Origin of the sequence: Acinetobacter sp. SwsAc2 (genome assembly GCF_013391465.1) — a bacterium.
In the GTDB taxonomy this organism is placed as follows: Bacteria; Pseudomonadota; Gammaproteobacteria; order Pseudomonadales; family Moraxellaceae; genus Acinetobacter; species Acinetobacter johnsonii.
The window spans coordinates 29,401-45,413 of sequence record NZ_JACBEZ010000017.1; the positions used below are offsets into that span (position 1 = coordinate 29,401).

Annotated in this window: 14 protein-coding genes; 4 read left to right on the plus strand and 10 right to left on the minus strand. The window is 43.0% G+C overall.

Annotated elements, in window-relative coordinates; genetic code table 11:
- Positions 1-5: 5 nt before the first annotated feature.
- The 4 genes from HYI04_RS09215 (at position 6) to HYI04_RS09230 (ending at position 5,704) form a co-directional block, all read left to right on the plus strand.
- Positions 6-746 (plus strand): urea amidolyase associated protein UAAP1, encoded by a 741-nt coding sequence (locus HYI04_RS09215; RefSeq protein WP_010326664.1) that lies wholly within the window; start codon positions 6-8, stop codon positions 744-746.
- A gap of 17 nt (positions 747-763) precedes the next feature.
- Positions 764-1,414 (plus strand): urea amidolyase associated protein UAAP2, encoded by a 651-nt coding sequence (locus HYI04_RS09220; RefSeq protein ID WP_010326665.1) that lies wholly within the window; start codon positions 764-766, stop codon positions 1,412-1,414.
- A gap of 5 nt (positions 1,415-1,419) precedes the next feature.
- Positions 1,420-5,025, plus strand: a complete 3,606-nt coding sequence (gene uca, locus HYI04_RS09225; RefSeq protein ID WP_010326666.1) for an urea carboxylase — start codon at positions 1,420-1,422, stop codon at positions 5,023-5,025.
- Positions 5,026-5,236: 211 nt separating this feature from the next.
- Positions 5,237-5,704: a hypothetical protein gene (locus HYI04_RS09230; RefSeq protein WP_010326667.1), complete on the plus strand. Its 468-nt coding sequence runs from the start codon at positions 5,237-5,239 to the stop codon at positions 5,702-5,704.
- 63 nt (positions 5,705-5,767) lie between these two features.
- Here HYI04_RS09230 and accC read toward each other — a convergent pair whose 3' ends face one another.
- The 10 genes from accC to benC form a co-directional block, all read right to left on the minus strand.
- Entirely contained in the window at positions 5,768-7,129 is a 1,362-nt protein-coding gene (gene accC, locus HYI04_RS09235) for an acetyl-CoA carboxylase biotin carboxylase subunit (protein ID WP_005399493.1), read from the minus strand.
- Between the two features lie 16 nt (positions 7,130-7,145).
- A complete protein-coding gene (gene accB, locus HYI04_RS09240) occupies positions 7,146-7,565 on the minus strand; it encodes an acetyl-CoA carboxylase biotin carboxyl carrier protein (RefSeq protein ID WP_010326668.1) in 420 nt (139 codons plus the stop codon).
- A gap of 16 nt (positions 7,566-7,581) precedes the next feature.
- Complete coding sequence (gene aroQ / locus HYI04_RS09245; RefSeq protein WP_010326669.1) at positions 7,582-8,037, minus strand: type II 3-dehydroquinate dehydratase; 456 nt, start codon at positions 8,035-8,037, stop codon at positions 7,582-7,584.
- Positions 8,038-9,127: 1,090 nt separating this feature from the next.
- Entirely contained in the window at positions 9,128-9,904 is a 777-nt protein-coding gene (gene pcaD / locus HYI04_RS09250) for a 3-oxoadipate enol-lactonase (RefSeq protein WP_010326671.1), read from the minus strand.
- A gap of 99 nt (positions 9,905-10,003) precedes the next feature.
- Positions 10,004-11,209 carry a 3-oxoadipyl-CoA thiolase gene (gene pcaF / locus HYI04_RS09255; RefSeq protein WP_010326672.1) on the minus strand — a complete coding sequence of 402 codons (1,206 nt, stop codon included), beginning with the start codon at positions 11,207-11,209 and terminating at the stop codon, positions 10,004-10,006.
- A 251-nt stretch (positions 11,210-11,460) separates the two neighbouring features.
- The gene (locus tag HYI04_RS09260) at positions 11,461-12,111 is read right to left on the minus strand and encodes a 3-oxoacid CoA-transferase subunit B (RefSeq protein ID WP_010326673.1); all 651 of its coding nucleotides are present in this window, start codon (positions 12,109-12,111) and stop codon (positions 11,461-11,463) included.
- Between the two features lie 13 nt (positions 12,112-12,124).
- Positions 12,125-12,805, minus strand: coding sequence for a 3-oxoacid CoA-transferase subunit A (locus HYI04_RS09265; RefSeq protein WP_010326674.1), 681 nt, complete (start codon positions 12,803-12,805; stop codon positions 12,125-12,127).
- 27 nt (positions 12,806-12,832) lie between these two features.
- Positions 12,833-14,065 carry a benzoate/H(+) symporter BenE gene (benE, locus tag HYI04_RS09270; RefSeq protein ID WP_010326675.1) on the minus strand — a complete coding sequence of 411 codons (1,233 nt, stop codon included), beginning with the start codon at positions 14,063-14,065 and terminating at the stop codon, positions 12,833-12,835.
- A 53-nt stretch (positions 14,066-14,118) separates the two neighbouring features.
- A complete protein-coding gene (benD, locus tag HYI04_RS09275) occupies positions 14,119-14,904 on the minus strand; it encodes a benzoate diol dehydrogenase BenD (protein WP_010326676.1) in 786 nt (261 codons plus the stop codon).
- A gap of 15 nt (positions 14,905-14,919) precedes the next feature.
- Positions 14,920-15,936, minus strand: coding sequence for a benzoate 1,2-dioxygenase electron transfer component BenC (gene benC, locus HYI04_RS09280; RefSeq protein ID WP_010326677.1), 1,017 nt, complete (start codon positions 15,934-15,936; stop codon positions 14,920-14,922).
- Between the last annotated feature and the right edge of the window lie 77 nt (positions 15,937-16,013).

The following is a 16,013-nucleotide window of genomic DNA, read 5'->3' on the forward strand; positions in this document are numbered from 1 at the left end:
AGCGCATGAGCACAATAACTTATCACGACGATAACGCACTATGGACTGAACTTTTACCGGGTGGGCATCACTGGTCTGGACGTATTCAACGCGGCACAGTCTTACAGTTTAAAGCCTTGGGGGCACAAGCCAACGTTTCTCTTTTCTGTGTCAACAGCGAAAATAAGCTCGAACGTTTTAATATGCCAGATAGCCTAAAGGCACAACATACGGCATTTCTAAGTACAGGGCATGTGTTGTATTCGGACTTAGGTCGGGTTATGGCTTCAATTGTTCACGATGATCATGGTTGGAATGATGCCTTATGTGGTCCGAGTCGCACAGAACAGATCCAAAAACAATTCGGCACTCAAACTTTTCAAGATACGCGAAATGAGATGTTTCGAAGTGGACGCGACAGCCTGTTACTTGAAATGACCAAGTTCTCATTAGGTCAAGCCGACCTGTCAGCTACGGTCAACCTATTCTCTAAAGTTCGCCCTGATGATGCAGGCAACTTATCTTATATCGATGTCGATAATACCCATCAAACTATTGAACTGCGTTTTGAGATGGACTGTCTGGTGTTCTTATCTGCTGCGCCACATGGTTTGAGCCAAGCAGCAAAGTATCAGCCTGCCGATATTAAAATGCGCTTATTCAAAGCCTCCGCTTTAGCAACACACGATATTTGTCGTGATTCATGCCCACAAAACCAACGCGGTTTTCAAAACAACGCACGTTATTACGCATTTGATGCTGCTTAAGCCCGAGGAGAATACATATGACCAGTTTACAAGCATTTGATCAAACCGTTTTAAATGAAGTCTGTCCAGCGGGTGAGGCATGGATGTGTGAAGTCCAGAAAGGGCAGTATTTCCGCATTATTGACCTCGAAGGCAACCAAGCAGTCGATACTTTATTGATTTCTGCGAGCAATCCTGAAGAACGTTACAGCGCAACCGATACTCTAGCCATTAATCAGCAGATTTATCTAGAAAAAGGCACAGCTCTATATACCAACTATGGCAACAAAATCGCCACGATCCATGATGATAACTGTGGTCGCCATGACACCTTAGGCGGTGCTTGTTCATGTGAAAGTAACACCGTACGTTATGCACACGACACATTTCCGATGCACAGTTGCCGTAATAACTTTATGACAGCTTTAGCTTTGCACCCAATCGCGAAAAAGCATGGACTAAATGTTCGTCATATTGGGCCGAATATTAACTTCTTTATGAATGTTCCCGTGAGCAGTGATGGGCATCTCAAGTTTGACGATGGAATATCGGCGCCGGGTAAATATGTTGAAATTCAAGCAGAGATGGATCTCATCGTGCTGATTTCTAACTGCCCACAGCTGAACAACCCCTGTAATGCCTATAACCCGACCCAAATTCAACTGATTGTACGTGAAGGCAAGGAGTAAGCAGCATGTTTAAAAAAGTTCTCATCGCCAACCGTGGGGCAATTGCCTGCCGAGTAATTCGTACATTAAAGAATTTAGGCATTCAGTCTGTTGCGGTGTATTCAGAAGCAGACCGTGATTCCTTACATGTAACGTTAGCCGATGAAGCGGTATTTATTGGTGATAGTCCAGCCAGCCAAAGTTATCTAAATATTGAAAAAATTTTACAGGTCGCGAAAGAAACGGGTGCTGAAGCCATTCATCCAGGCTATGGTTTCTTGTCTGAAAATGTGAAGTTTTGTGATTTGTGTGAGTCACAGGGCATTGTGTTTCTAGGGCCGAATTCAGCGCAAATGCGGAGTTTTGGCTTAAAGCATACTGCGCGTGAACTAGCCATTCAGGCGAACGTGCCATTGTTACCGGGGAGCCAACTTTTAGCAGATGAAGCGGAAGCACTGGTAGAGGCGAATCGTATCGGTTATCCCTTGATGCTGAAAAGTACCGCAGGTGGTGGCGGTATTGGTATGCGATTGGTGTGGAATGAAGCAGAGCTTAAAGATGCTTATGCAACGGTATCTTATTTGGCACAAGCGAACTTTAAAGATGCAGGTTTGTATTTAGAAAAGTTTGTGGAAAATGCGCGTCATATTGAAGTCCAAATTTTTGGTGATGGCCAAGGTTTGGTTCTGGCTTTGGGAGAGCGGGACTGTTCAGTACAGCGCCGTAACCAGAAAGTAATCGAGGAGACTCCAGCACCACATTTAAATGCTGAACAACGTACTTATATTCAGGGTATTGCGGTTCAACTGATGCAGTCAGTAAATTACCGTTCGGCAGGTACGGTTGAATTTGTGATGGATACTGACACCCAGCAATTCTATTTCTTAGAGGTGAATACACGTCTACAAGTTGAACATGGCGTGACTGAACAAGTGTTTGGTGTAGACCTTGTGGAATGGATGGTTACTTTAGGTAGCGGTGACTGGACTGCGCCAACAGATACACTTGCACCTAAAGGCCATTCGATCCAAGTCCGTTTATATGCTGAAGATCCAATTAAGAATTTTCAACCCAGTGCTGGGTTATTGACTTATGTCGAGTTTGATCCGCAAGCGCGTAATGAAACATGGGTAGAAACAGGTTCAAACGTGTCTTCCTTTTATGATCCAATGATTGCCAAAATCATTGTGACTCACGAAAACCGTGAAAGTGCAATTCAGGCCATGAGCGATACTTTGGCAAAAACCTCAGTGGCAGGAATTGAAACCAATCTTGAGTATTTACAAAATATTATTGACTGTGAAGTGTTTAAAGCAGGGACACAGACTACACGTTTCTTAAATACTTTTGAGTGGAAAACCCAAAAAGTTGAGGTATTACAGTCTGGTATTCAAACGTCAATACAAGACGTCAATGGTCGTTTGGGGTACTGGGATGTTGGAGTGCCACCATCAGGTGCGATTGATCCACTATCGTTAAATGTTGCTAATCAACTATTGGGAAATCCATTTAATACCGCAGGGCTCGAATGTACATTACAAGGCCCAACTTTAAAATTCCATTGTGACAGCCAAATCGTGATTACGGGTGGCGACATGCTTGCGACATTGGATGGTGTCGACGTTGCCATGTGGCAGACCCTTAATGTTAAAAAAGGGCAAATTCTTAAAACAGGTAAAATCACCACAGGTTGTCGCAGTTATATTGGTATTAAAGGCGGATTCAATGTACCTGCCTATTTAGGCTCGCAAGCGACTTTTACTTTAGGTCAGTTTGGTGGTCATGCAGGACGGAATTTACTCATTGGAGATATGTTGCCCATTACGGCTTATACTTCAGTAGAAACCGTTGCACTTGGTGCAGCGCAGGTGCCGAGCTTTAGCCAGACTTGGCAAATTGCAGTGATGTATGGACCACATGGAGCGCCCGACTTTTTCACCAAACGCGATATTGAGCGCTTCTTTGAGCAAGAATTTGAAATTCACTTTAACTCAAGTCGTACAGGCATTCGTTTAGTCGGTGAAAAACCTGAATGGGCACGTACCGATGGTGGTGAGGCAGGACTACATCCTTCGAATATTCATGATAATGCTTATGCCATTGGCGCGATTGATTTCACTGGAGATATGCCAATTATTTTAGGGCCTGATGGTCCAAGCTTAGGCGGTTTTGTTTGTCCTGCGGTGGTGGTCAGCTCAGAACTATGGAAAATTGGTCAGCTCAAAGCGGGTGATAAAGTTAAATTTATCCCAATTTCTTATGATCAAGCACAAGTATTGAATCAAAAATATAGCGCAGCGTTAACCGCAGATACGACTGAAAATGTAGAATTTTCTCCAAGCTTTCATGCTGAAATGGAAACCCTCTCAGATGCAGTTTTAGCGGCCCAAAAAGGTGAGAACGTTAGACCTGATGTGATTTATCGTCCCGCAGGGAACAGTTATTTACTGGTTGAATATGGAGAGTTGGTTCTAGACCTCAATTTACGTTTCCGTATTCATGCTTTAATGCAATGGGTCAAAGATCAAAGTATAGAAGGGATTATAGACTTAACACCGGGTATTCGTTCGCTGCAAATTCATTTTGATTCATTGGTGCTAGATCAAAAACATTTATTGGACCTTTTACAGCATGCAGAAAGTGAATTGCCTGATGTGACCGCAATGGAAGTCCCGTCGCGCACAGTCTATTTGCCTTTGGCTTGGGAAGATTCGCAAACTCAGTTGGCGACTGAACGTTATATGCAAACAGTACGTCCAGATGCGCCGTGGTGTCCTGACAATGTTGAGTTTATTCGTCGTATCAATGGGCTAGACTCAAAGCAAGCAGTGAAGGATATCGTATTCAGCACCAATTATTTGGTGATGGGCTTGGGAGATGTGTACTTGGGGGCACCTGTGGCAACGCCGCTGGACCCACGTCATCGTTTAGTGACTACTAAATATAATCCTGCACGTACATGGACGCCTGAAAATGCAGTCGGTATTGGTGGCGCATATATGTGTGTTTATGGTATGGAAGGCCCGGGCGGTTATCAGTTTGTTGGGCGTACAACCCAAATGTGGAGTCGTTACCGCAAAAATCCAGACTTTGAACAAGGAAAACCATGGCTACTGCGCTTCTTTGATCAAATTAAATTTTATGAAGTGTCTGAAACAGAACTGATGCAAATGCGGGAAGACTTTAAAGCGGGGCGCTTAAAGCTTCACGTAGAAGATGGGGTTTTAAACCTAAAAGAATATAATGACTTCCTCATTGAAAATGCGGCATCCATTTCGAGTTTTAAAGCGGTACAGCAAGCGAACTTTGAAGAGGAACGCCGTCGCTGGCATGAGGCTGGTTTGGCTGAACATGTTTCTGAAAGCCTAGATGCTGTTTTAGATGACAGTGAAATTCAAATTCCTGAAGGTGGTTGTGCAGTAGAGTCGCATATGCCGGGTTCTATTTGGAAAATTGAATGTACCTCTGGAGACATTGTGGAAGAAGGGGCAACTTTGGCCGTGATTGAAGCCATGAAAATTGAAATTCCCATTATTGCACCTGAGCGGATGAAGGTTGAAGCCATTACCATTGCAAAAGGGCAAACGGTAAAAACAGGTCAGGTGCTGTTTACACTGGCACCTGTAGCCTAAACTCAAATATCAAGAAATACAAAAAAGACTGCTTAAGCGGTCTTTTTTCGATTCTGAAAGGAGAATTTATCTAGTACTGACAATAAATCGTTTTGTTAAATTAAGATTGCAACCCATAACAAAAAATAGATTGTTATGAAATGGTTATAAAATGATGTTTTGAATCAAAATATGCTAATTTAGTGAGACGCTTAAAAACATTATGGCTTGTATGAAAAAAACATTACTCGGCATGTTATTCATGTTAACTTCATCAGTGCTTATGGCAAATACACCAAGTCAGGCTGAGGATACTCAAGCATCAAATCAAAATAATATTCGTGTAACGACTCGCCCTGAAATTGTGGGCTTATGGGGAATGGAAATTCCAAATAATCGTAAATGCGTTGAATACTATAATTTTAAAAGTAATAGTGATGTTGTGATTAAAAGTGGGGAAGAATGGTCCACGGGAATTTATGATTACCAGCCATCTACCGATAAAAATGTACAACTGCCTGCTTTGATTTTACAGGTCAAATTTGACAATAACCAAGTGGATTGTTCTGGGTCTCAAGAAGATCAGACTGGTGAAATGTCTCAGTATTTTGTGAAATGGCAAAGTCCATCGACCATTAATTTTTGTGCCAATGATAAAGCACAACAATGTTTTGCAACACTACGTCGTGTGCTGCCTTAATTAATTCTTTTATAAATAAAAAACCGCGATTTATCGCGGTTTTTTATTTAAGAATCAAGACAATTATTTATCTTGATTTCCTTCAATTTGCTTTAACAAATGCTTTTCAAGGTAGTGAATATCCATTGCTTGTTCACAGAATTTTTCATCTTGAAGAATCAAATCTTTATGCAATGGAATATTGGTTTTAATACCGGTCAGAATCATTTCATCAAGCGCTTGACGCATGCGAGCAAGTGATGTTTTACGATCCTTACCGTGTGCGATCAGCTTCGCAATCATCGAGTCATAGTATGGCGGAATGCTATAGCCTTGATAGATATGTGAATCAAGACGAATACCTGCACCACCTGGCACATAAAAATTCTCAATTTTACCTGGTGATGGTAAGAAGGTCGTTGGATCTTCAGCATTGATACGGCATTCAATCGCATGACCTTTGACTTCAACTTGATCTTGTTCAATTTCAAGACCTAAGCCACCAGCAATGCGGAGCTGTTGTTCAATAATGTCAATACCTGTCACCATTTCAGTTACAGGGTGTTCAACTTGAACACGTGTATTCATCTCAATAAAGAAGAATTCACCATCTTCAAACAAAAACTCGAATGTACCTGCACCACGGTACTGCATTAATTTACAAGCATTTACGCAAGCTTCTAAAATGTCAGCACGTGCTTGTTCAGGTAAGTTTGGCGCAGGCGCTTCTTCTAACACTTTTTGATGGCGACGCTGTAAAGAGCAGTCGCGGTCATAGAGATGAATCGCATGGCCATTACCGTCAGCAAGAACTTGAACTTCAACGTGACGAGGTGTTTGTAGAAAACGTTCCATATACACCGTGTCATCGCCAAACCACATTTCAGCATCACGCTGTGCGGCTTGAACGGATTCAAGCAGGGTGTCGACACGTTCTACAATACGCATACCACGACCACCACCACCAGAGGCAGCTTTCACGATCAATGGGAAACCAATTTCTTTAGCTTCAGCCAGTGCATTTTGCGGTGTAACCGCATTTGCAGAACCCGGTACAGTTGGAACACCTGCTTTACGCATTGCAGTAATCGCAGAAACTTTGTTACCCATCAAACGGATGTGTTCAGGGCGTGGTCCAATAAAAATAAAACCTGAGTTTTCTACAATTTCAGCAAATTCAGCATTTTCTGATAAGAAGCCATAACCTGGGTGAATGGCATCTGCACCTGAAATTTCAGCCGCTGTAATAATGGCAGGAATGTTCAAGTAGCTTTCACTGCTCGCACCCGGTCCAATACATACTGCTTCGTCTACAAAACGTAGGTGCATTAAGTCTTTGTCGGCATCTGAATAGATTCCTACAGTCTTAATCCCTAAAGTTTTGCAGGCACGGGTGATGCGCAGGGCAATTTCACCACGGTTTGCAATTAAAACTTTTTGCAACATTATAAGTCCCCGTCTATTACGCGCGGTAGCGGAATAATGGTTGACCGAATTGGATCACTTCGCCGTTTTTCACTAAAATTTCTTCAACCACGCCGCTTTGCGTTGCTTCAATCGGGTTCATGATTTTCATTGCTTCGATAATACCAAGTGTTTCACCAGCAGTGATGGTTTGACCGACTTTAACAAATGGCGCTTCACCTGGGCTTGGAGCCGCGTAGAACACACCAACCATTGGAGAAGTTTCTACAGCACCACGTGGTGCTTTAGCCGCTGGAGCTTGAGCAACAGGAGCTGCCATAGCAACAGGAGCACCAGCTGCAACAACTGGACTACGACGAGTCAGTGCAATCGATTGATCGCCTTCTTTAACTTCAATCGCTTGTAAGTCAGATTCAATCATCAGGTCGATGAGTTTCTTGATTTTACGAATATCCATGTGACAGTATTCCTAATTATGATTGCGTAGAGGGTTGAATTTTAGTGAGAGCGTAATTGAGCGCAGCGCTATAACCTTGAGCACCTAAGCCACAAATAACGCCAACGGCTTTATCTGATAAATATGAATGATGTCTAAACGCTTCGCGCGCATGAACATTTGATAAATGAACTTCAATAAATGGGATGGCTACACCAAGCAGGGCATCACGTAGAGCAACAGAGGTATGCGTGAGTGCAGCAGGGTTAATAATAATAAATTGGACGCCATCCGCTTGGGCTTGATGAATACGGTCAACAATGGCACCTTCCCAATTACTTTGGAAAGTGTCGAGAGAAATTGAAGCATTTTCAGCTTGTGCAATGAGTTGCTGATTGATGTCGTTCAGCGTTAGAGAACCATATACTTCTGGTTCGCGCTTTCCTAGCAAATTTAGATTCGGTCCATGAATAACCAAAATGGTCGAACTCATTTAGCTTGCTCCATTTATAAGTTGCAATATATCTTTGCAAGATGGCTGCAAAGTTTGCGTATTATGGCATAAAGTTCTACATTTTTTTTATAGTTTGTTTGAATTGACGTAGATGCTTAGTGCCAAACTTCGGCAATATAATGTAAATTTTGCAAGGAATTGGCAATGTTAAAAGATTACAAATTTTCGGATTATTACTCTTTTTTACATTGTAAGCCAAATTGACTAAAAGCAGCAGATTTGTTTTCGTTTTATGCCACAGGTACAACTCAAGTCTTGAAAAGAGGGCAACTCAGACTTCTTAGTCGGTAGCTCACGCTACATCAGATCTAGATCAATTCTTATATGACTAAACTGTATATCAAAATAAAACTAAAGTCTGATATGGTTTGTATATGTGCATTATCTGATCAATTTATTCCAGCTCTTTTGGCTGGCTGGACGACCATGATCAATACAGCTTCTCAGCTTTATTGGATCAATATTGAACTTGAAAAATATCACTTTCATCAATTAAAACATCAACTTGTTACGTTGAAATGTATATAGACATTTTTGTCTGTTGTTAAGGTCTATTTAGCTGATGCCATGATCTTTTAGAAAAAAACTGAAAAACTTGAAACAGTAAAAGGAAAATTCAGGTTTCTAACGGTGTTTTTCAGCATCCTCTTCACTGAAAAATTTTGCCGTTAAATAAGCAAAAAACTGTAGAAAAATTGCTGAGTAGTGGAATGTACTGAAAAAATATCCTCTTGTTGAGTATTGGCTTTTGCTGTGCGAGAAAATTTATAAAACAAAACGATTGGCTATTTTGCTCATTTTAACTGGGTAGATGTGGCTATACATGATGGGATCTAGTGAGTTTAGGATTGGCAATAAGTGAAATTCTGAAGATATGATTTTGAAATCATAATAATTTCAGTTTGTTTTATATACAATTTTTGAGTTTTGATGATTTTAAGAGGAAAAATAGAATGAACCAAAGCCAGCATATTTTTAATAATGAGTTTTAAGCATTCCTATCGCTTTCTTTAGATAGGTACGAAAAAAACAGCCCATGTAGGGCTGTTTTGAGTTCAGACCTAGATCATTAAGCAATAAAGTCTAAGATGGCCTGATTGAAGGCTTTGGGCTGTTCGATATTTGAAATATGAGAGGCATCGATTTCAAATAGGGCACTACTTCGGATGTGATTCACCATGTACTGTGCATCTGAGACTGTTGTTACGGGGTCTTTACGCCCTGCAATAACAAGTAAAGGCACGTAAATACTTTCGAGTTTTTCACGTAAATCCGCTTTAGCCAAAGCTTCACAACAACTCGCATAACCTTCTGGGCTGCCAGCACCTAAGTCGTTTGAAAGCGCTGCTACAGTTGCTGCGTTGCTTTGGATAAAGGGTTCGGTAAACCAACGGCTCGCAGCCGTTGATGCAATGGGTTCTAAACCTTGGGTGCGTACTAATGATGCGCGATCATTCCATGCCTGTTCATTGCCAATTTTGGCAGAGGTATTACATACAATGGCACGGTGAAAACGTTCAGGTTTATGAATGACTAACCACTGACCTGTAAGTCCGCCCATTGAGATACCGCAAAAAATGGCTTTCTCAATGTTTAAATGATCCAGTAAATGGATCAGGTCTAGACCAAGTTGTTCAATATCATAAGGCCCTTGAGGCGCAGAAGACCGGCCATGCCCGCGAGTGTCATAGCAAATCACAAAATAATTTTTCTGGAAAAAAGTAATTTGTGGTTTCCACATGTTGAAGTTCGTGCCTAGCGAGTTTGAAAAAACGATCGCGGGATTTTTTGGGTCACCAAAAGTTTGATAGTGAATTTCGGCATTATTTGAAGTAAAACTTGGCATATGCTTTTCCTTAATTCATTAAAAATTTTGAGTGTTTCCACTGTTGTTATCAGCAAAAAGTGTTATGAGCAAAAACACCACGTCAGATCAGAAGAAGGGTTAAACCCGCTGAATAATCATGGCAATGCCTTGACCAACACCAATACACATTGAACACAGGGCATAAGTGCCACCGGTTTGTTCCAATTGATTCAATGCAGTTGTCACCAAACGTGCCCCTGAAGCACCGAGTGGATGACCAATCGCAATCGCACCACCATTCGGATTCACTTGTGTGGTGTCATCCGCTAGACCTAGGTCACGTGTAACGGCCAGTGCTTGTGCCGCAAAAGCTTCATTCAGTTCAATCACATCCATCTCCTCGATTGTGAGATTGGCTTGTTTGAGTAACTTTTTGATGGCAGGTGCTGGTGCAAAGCCCATGATGCGCGGTTCTACACCCACTGCTGTTGAAGCAATGATTTTGGCACGCGGTTTAAGCTGGTACACTTGAATCGCTTGTTCTGAAGCAATCAGTACAGCAGCCGCACCGTCATTGATGCCTGATGCGTTTCCTGCAGTGACGGTGCCTTCTGCTGTCACGACTGGCTTCAGTTTTGCCAAAGCTTCCAAGGTGGTTGATGCACGTGGATGTTCATCCGTGTCGACCACAATCGGATCACCCTTACGCTGTGGAATATTCACAGGGATGATCTCATGCGTAAAAAAGCCTTGAGCTTGCGCGGTTGCGGTGCGCTGTTGACTCGCCAAGGCAAACTGGTCTTGATCGGCTCGATCAATATTAAATTGTTGTGCCACGTTCTCCGCGGTTTGCGGCATGGTCTCTACACCATACATCGCTTTGAGCTTAGGATTAATAAAACGCCAGCCCATAGTGGTGTCTTCAATCTTCTGGCTACGGCCATAAGCGGTTTCTGATTTACCCATGACAAAAGGTGCACGAGACATACTTTCGACGCCACCTGCGATGATTAAATCTGCTTCGCCGGCTTTAATTGCACGGGCTGCCATCGCAATGGCATCTAGGGATGAACCACATAAACGGTTTACGGTCGTGGCTGGGACTTCAACTGGTAAACCTGCCAACAATGCTGACATACGTCCGACATTACGGTTGTCTTCACCCGCTTGGTTGGCACAGCCGTAAATCACGTCATCGACTTGGCTCCAATCTACGCTTGGATTACGTTGTATTAAGGCTTGAATCGGCACTGCGCCCAAGTCATCGGCACGCACTGGAGCGAGTCCACCTGCATAACGGCCGAATGGGGTACGGATGGCATCGATGATATAAGCATTTTTCATTTTTAATCTTGTCCTTTAAAACGGGACTCTGCTGACAGATCAACTGTATCTAGTCACGACGGAGTCTTACCGTGTTCAGTCAAATAGAAGTAGCTCGTTCTCGTCACTTTTTTAAAAAAGTGACCAAAAACGTTGTCATCAACAAAACCTGTTCACTCACAGCAATTTTCCACTGCTGTTGCAAAAACAATACTTTTAAAGCGCTCGACAGGTTGTTGATGACTATAAGCTCTAGCAAATTTTTCTGAAATTTACAGTGTCGCATCCACTAAAGTTGCACCGGTCATTGCCTGCAATTCTGCAAAGCTTAAGCCGTGGACTTTCTCAATCACTTTTAAACCGTCTGCGGTGACATCAATCACACACAAGTCGGTGTAGATGCGATCAACACATTTCAAACCTGTTGCTGGGTAGCTCAGTTCAGCCACAATCTTTGGTTCACCTTGTTTGGTCACATGGTCGGTGGTGATAAACACTTTCTTGGCACCAACGGCTAAGTCCATCGCACCACCGACAGCGGGAATCGCATCAGGCGCACCTGTATGCCAATTGGCCAAGTCACCATTGGCTGCCACTTGGAAGGCACCTAATACTGCGATATCTAAGTGACCACCACGCATCATGGCAAAAGAATCCCCATGATGGAAAAAGGCACCACCTTGCAGCATGGTCACATATTCTTTACCTGCATTGATCAGTTCAGGGTCTTCTTGACCTTTTTCAGGTGGTGGACCAAAAGCCAATAAGCCATTTTCAGAATGTAAGAACACGTCTTTGTCACTTGGCAGGTAACTGGCAATCTTGGTCGGTAAACCGATGCCTAAATTGACATAAGCACCATCTGGAATATCTTGTGCGACACGTTCTGCAATTTGGTTACGGCTGAGTTTTTGATAGCTCATGATATTCTCCCGATTACACAGCAACAGGTTCAGGTTGAACCTGTACCACGTGTTGAACAAAAATACCTGCGGTGATGATGTGTTCAGGGTCTAATTCACCCAAGTCCACCACTTCAGACACTTGTGCAATGGTTACACCTGCGGCCATGGCCATAATCGGGCCGAAGTTACGTGCCGATTTGCGGTAGACCAAGTTACCCCAACGGTCGCCTTGTTGTGCTTTAATCAAAGCGAAGTCGGCTTTGATTGGATATTCCAACACATAATCTTTCCCGTCGATGTGACGGGTTTCTTTGCCTTCAGCCAATAAGGTACCGTAGCCAGTGGGGGTAAACACTGCACCAAGTCCCATACCTGCGGCTTGAATACGACAAGCCAAGTTGCCTTGAGGCACCAGTTCCAATTCGATTTTGCCTGCACGATAGAGTTCATCGAAGACCCAAGAGTCGGACTGACGCGGAAACGAACAGATGACTTTTTTCACAGCACCCGCTTTGAGTAGCTTGGCTAAACCATAGTCGCCATTACCAGCATTGTTGCTAACGATGGTGAGGTCTTTAATGCCGAGTTGAATTAAGCCATCGATCAGTTCAGCAGGTTGTCCTGCGGTACCAAAACCACCAATCATGATGGTGGAACCATCCTTTATTTGCGAAAGTGCTTCTGTTAAAGAAGCTGAACTTTTATCAATCATAATATTGTCCTAGGCACAGCGTACCTATTAACTTTTGGAACTTGGATTTGAGCTTGGAGTTGAAGCTAAAGCTGAAATATCAGGACTACGTTTACTTAAAATTAGATGCGCAGTTAAACCAATAACGATGCCCCAAAAAACGGAACTTAGACCTAAAAAGTGCATACCTGAAGCTGTAGCTAAAAAGGTAATGAGTGCGGAATCTCGTTGAGATTCATCTTTCATGGCTACAGCGATATTGGTTGAAATTGCACCTAATAAAGCCAAGCCAGCCAAAGCAGCAACAAGCTCTTTCGGTAGCAAGCTGAAGAGCAGAACGATACTGCCTGCAAACAAACCACCTAAAATATAGAAAATGCCGTTAGCAACGCCTGCGATATAACGCTTTTCTTTTAACTCATGCGCATCTTTGCCCATACACAGTGCAGCCGTAATTGACGCTAAAACAATGGTGATACCGCCGACACATGCAACAGCTAAAGACGCAATACTGGTGGTGGTGATAATCGGCTTGGCAGGCATGTCATAACCGCTCAGTTTCATGATGGCCATGCCCGGTAAAAACTGTCCTGTCAGGCTGACTAAAATCAAAGGCAGGGCAAGGTTTAAGGTTGAGTGCCAAGTCCATTCAGGGCTAATGAACTGAGGAATAGCAAGTTGGAAATCTAAACTCACCGCATTCATTTCACCAAGCCCAAAGCTCAAGGCCACACCTGAAAGCAGTACCCAAAGCATGCTATAACGCGGTGAAATTCGTTTTGCGACTAAAAAGACAAACAGCATGCTAAACACAATAATCGGCATGCTGTTAGTGGCACTAAATAGACCTAAACCAAACTGAAATAGAATACCTGCCATCATTCCAGCGGCTACTGACTGCGGAATCCATTTCAATAATTTATCGAAGTAACCACTGATCCCGATCAGAAAAATCACCACGGCTGAGGTAATATAAGCGGCTACAGCTTCATTCAGACTAATATTCGGGAACAGGGTGACCAATAAAGCCGTACCTGGCGCAGACCATGCGGTAATCACAGGGACTTTGAACTTAATGGAAAGAAAGATTCCTGCCACGGCTGCTCCAATAGAAATACCCCAAATCCATGAAATCATCATGGCCGGGGAAACCTGAGCTTGTTGCGCAGCCTGAAAGAAGATAATGAGTGGTCCTGAATAGGAAATCAGCACGGCCAAAAATCCTGCGACAGTGGCTGAAATAGACCAATCTTCTTTCAAAGTTTTAAACAGGGTAGCCATTCATTTGCCTCCATGCAGACATGATCCTGTATATAAAATAATGTAACAATCAATTAACCTTGATCGCCACCGCCGACAGGAACAACTGTACCTGTCATATATGACGAATCATCTGAAGCAAGGAATACAATCGCATTCACTTGTTCCTGAATCGTGCCATAACGGTTCATAAAACTACGATCAATAGTTTGATCGACCACTTGTTGCATCCACGACTTTTCATTTTCAGACAGTGGATTTGCATTACGTGGCACTTTACGCGGCGGCGCTTCGGTTCCACCTGTCGCAACTGCATTCACTCGGATCCCATCTTTGGCATGCTCAAAAGCAAGTGATGCAGTAAGGGCATTAACCCCACCTTTGGATGCCGAATAAGGCACACGGTTAATGCCACGAGTCGCTATAGAAGACACATTTACAATCGTACCTTTCTGATTTTTAATCATTTCAGGTAAAACAGCACGACAACACCACAGCGTTGGAAATAATGAACGATTTACTTCTTTGATGATTTCTTCTTCAGAAAACTCTTCAAAAGGTTTCATCCAAATTGCACCGCCGACGTTATTGATGAGCACATCGACACGGCCATAGACTTCAAGTGCTTTGTCTACAACACTTTGAGCACCTGCGAAGGTTTCAAGGTTGGTTTTGACTGTTATTGCATCGCCTTGATGTGCTTCAATTTCTGCTAATGTTTCATCGACATAGTCAGATAAGTCGGCTAAGACAACTTGCGCACCTTCATCCGCCACTTGGAGTGCAACACCGCGACCAATGCCTTGAGCGGCACCAGTCACAATCACGACTTTGTTTAAAAATCTTTGACGATCAGACATGATAAGTGGCCCCAATCAGTTTGCAGAGAATTTTTCAAACAGGAAGTTTGCAGGTTTTACACCTTCGCTATCTAACCAACCACGAACGGCATCAACCATAGGGACAGGACCACAAAGGTAGACATCAACATCACCGCCATTGAGCCATTCATTGTCAATGTGCCCAGTCACATAACCTTTACGCTCATGCGCAGAGTCTGGACTTGCAACCACAGTACGGTATTCAAACCATGGGAGTTTAGCTTGAAGTGCATCCAGTTGTTCTAAAGCAACTAAGTCGAAGTCATTGGTGACACCAAACACCAAACGAACAGGGTGTTCAGCGCCTTTTTCTTCTAAAATCTGTAGCATAGACATAAAAGGGGCAATACCTGTACCTCCCGCAAGCATGACAACAGGACGAACCACATTACGCAGGTAGAAGCTACCAAATGGACCTGTAAAGGTCATTTTGTCGCCAGTTTTGGCAGCACTACTTAAAAAGCTACTCATTTTGCCATTCGGCACATTACGTACCACAAAGCCAGTTAAACGGTTGCCCGGTTTCGAGCTAAATGAATAGGAACGAGTTTCTGCTGTCTCTGGAATTCCGACGTTGACATATTGACCAGCAAGGAAGTGAATGTCAGGTTGACCTTCATCAAGCTGAATATCAAAAGTAATGGTCGATTCTGATAAGTTTTCAACAGCGACTAAAGTGCCTTGATACTGATGAATTTCGGTTTTGCAGACTTCAGATGAAGCTTGAATTTGGAATACGGCATCCGAGCTTGGACGGCATTGGCAAGCCAAAATATAGCCTTGTTCCGCTTCTTCTGGTGTTAACGCATCTTCAATATACGTCTCTTCAGGCATGTCATAACTACCAGATTCGCAAAATGCACGGCAAGTCCCACATGCACCATCACGGCAGTCTAGCGGAATGTTAATTTTTTGGCGGTAAGCGGCATCTGATAAAGACTCACCTTGAGTCACGGTAATAAAACGCGTTACGCCATCTTCAAATTGAAGTGCAACATTGTGGTTTGACATGGCTGAATATCCTTTAAAAACGTTGAAACTTGGAACTTTCAGCCAAAACTCCATTTGGCTGAAAGCATACTAAGGAT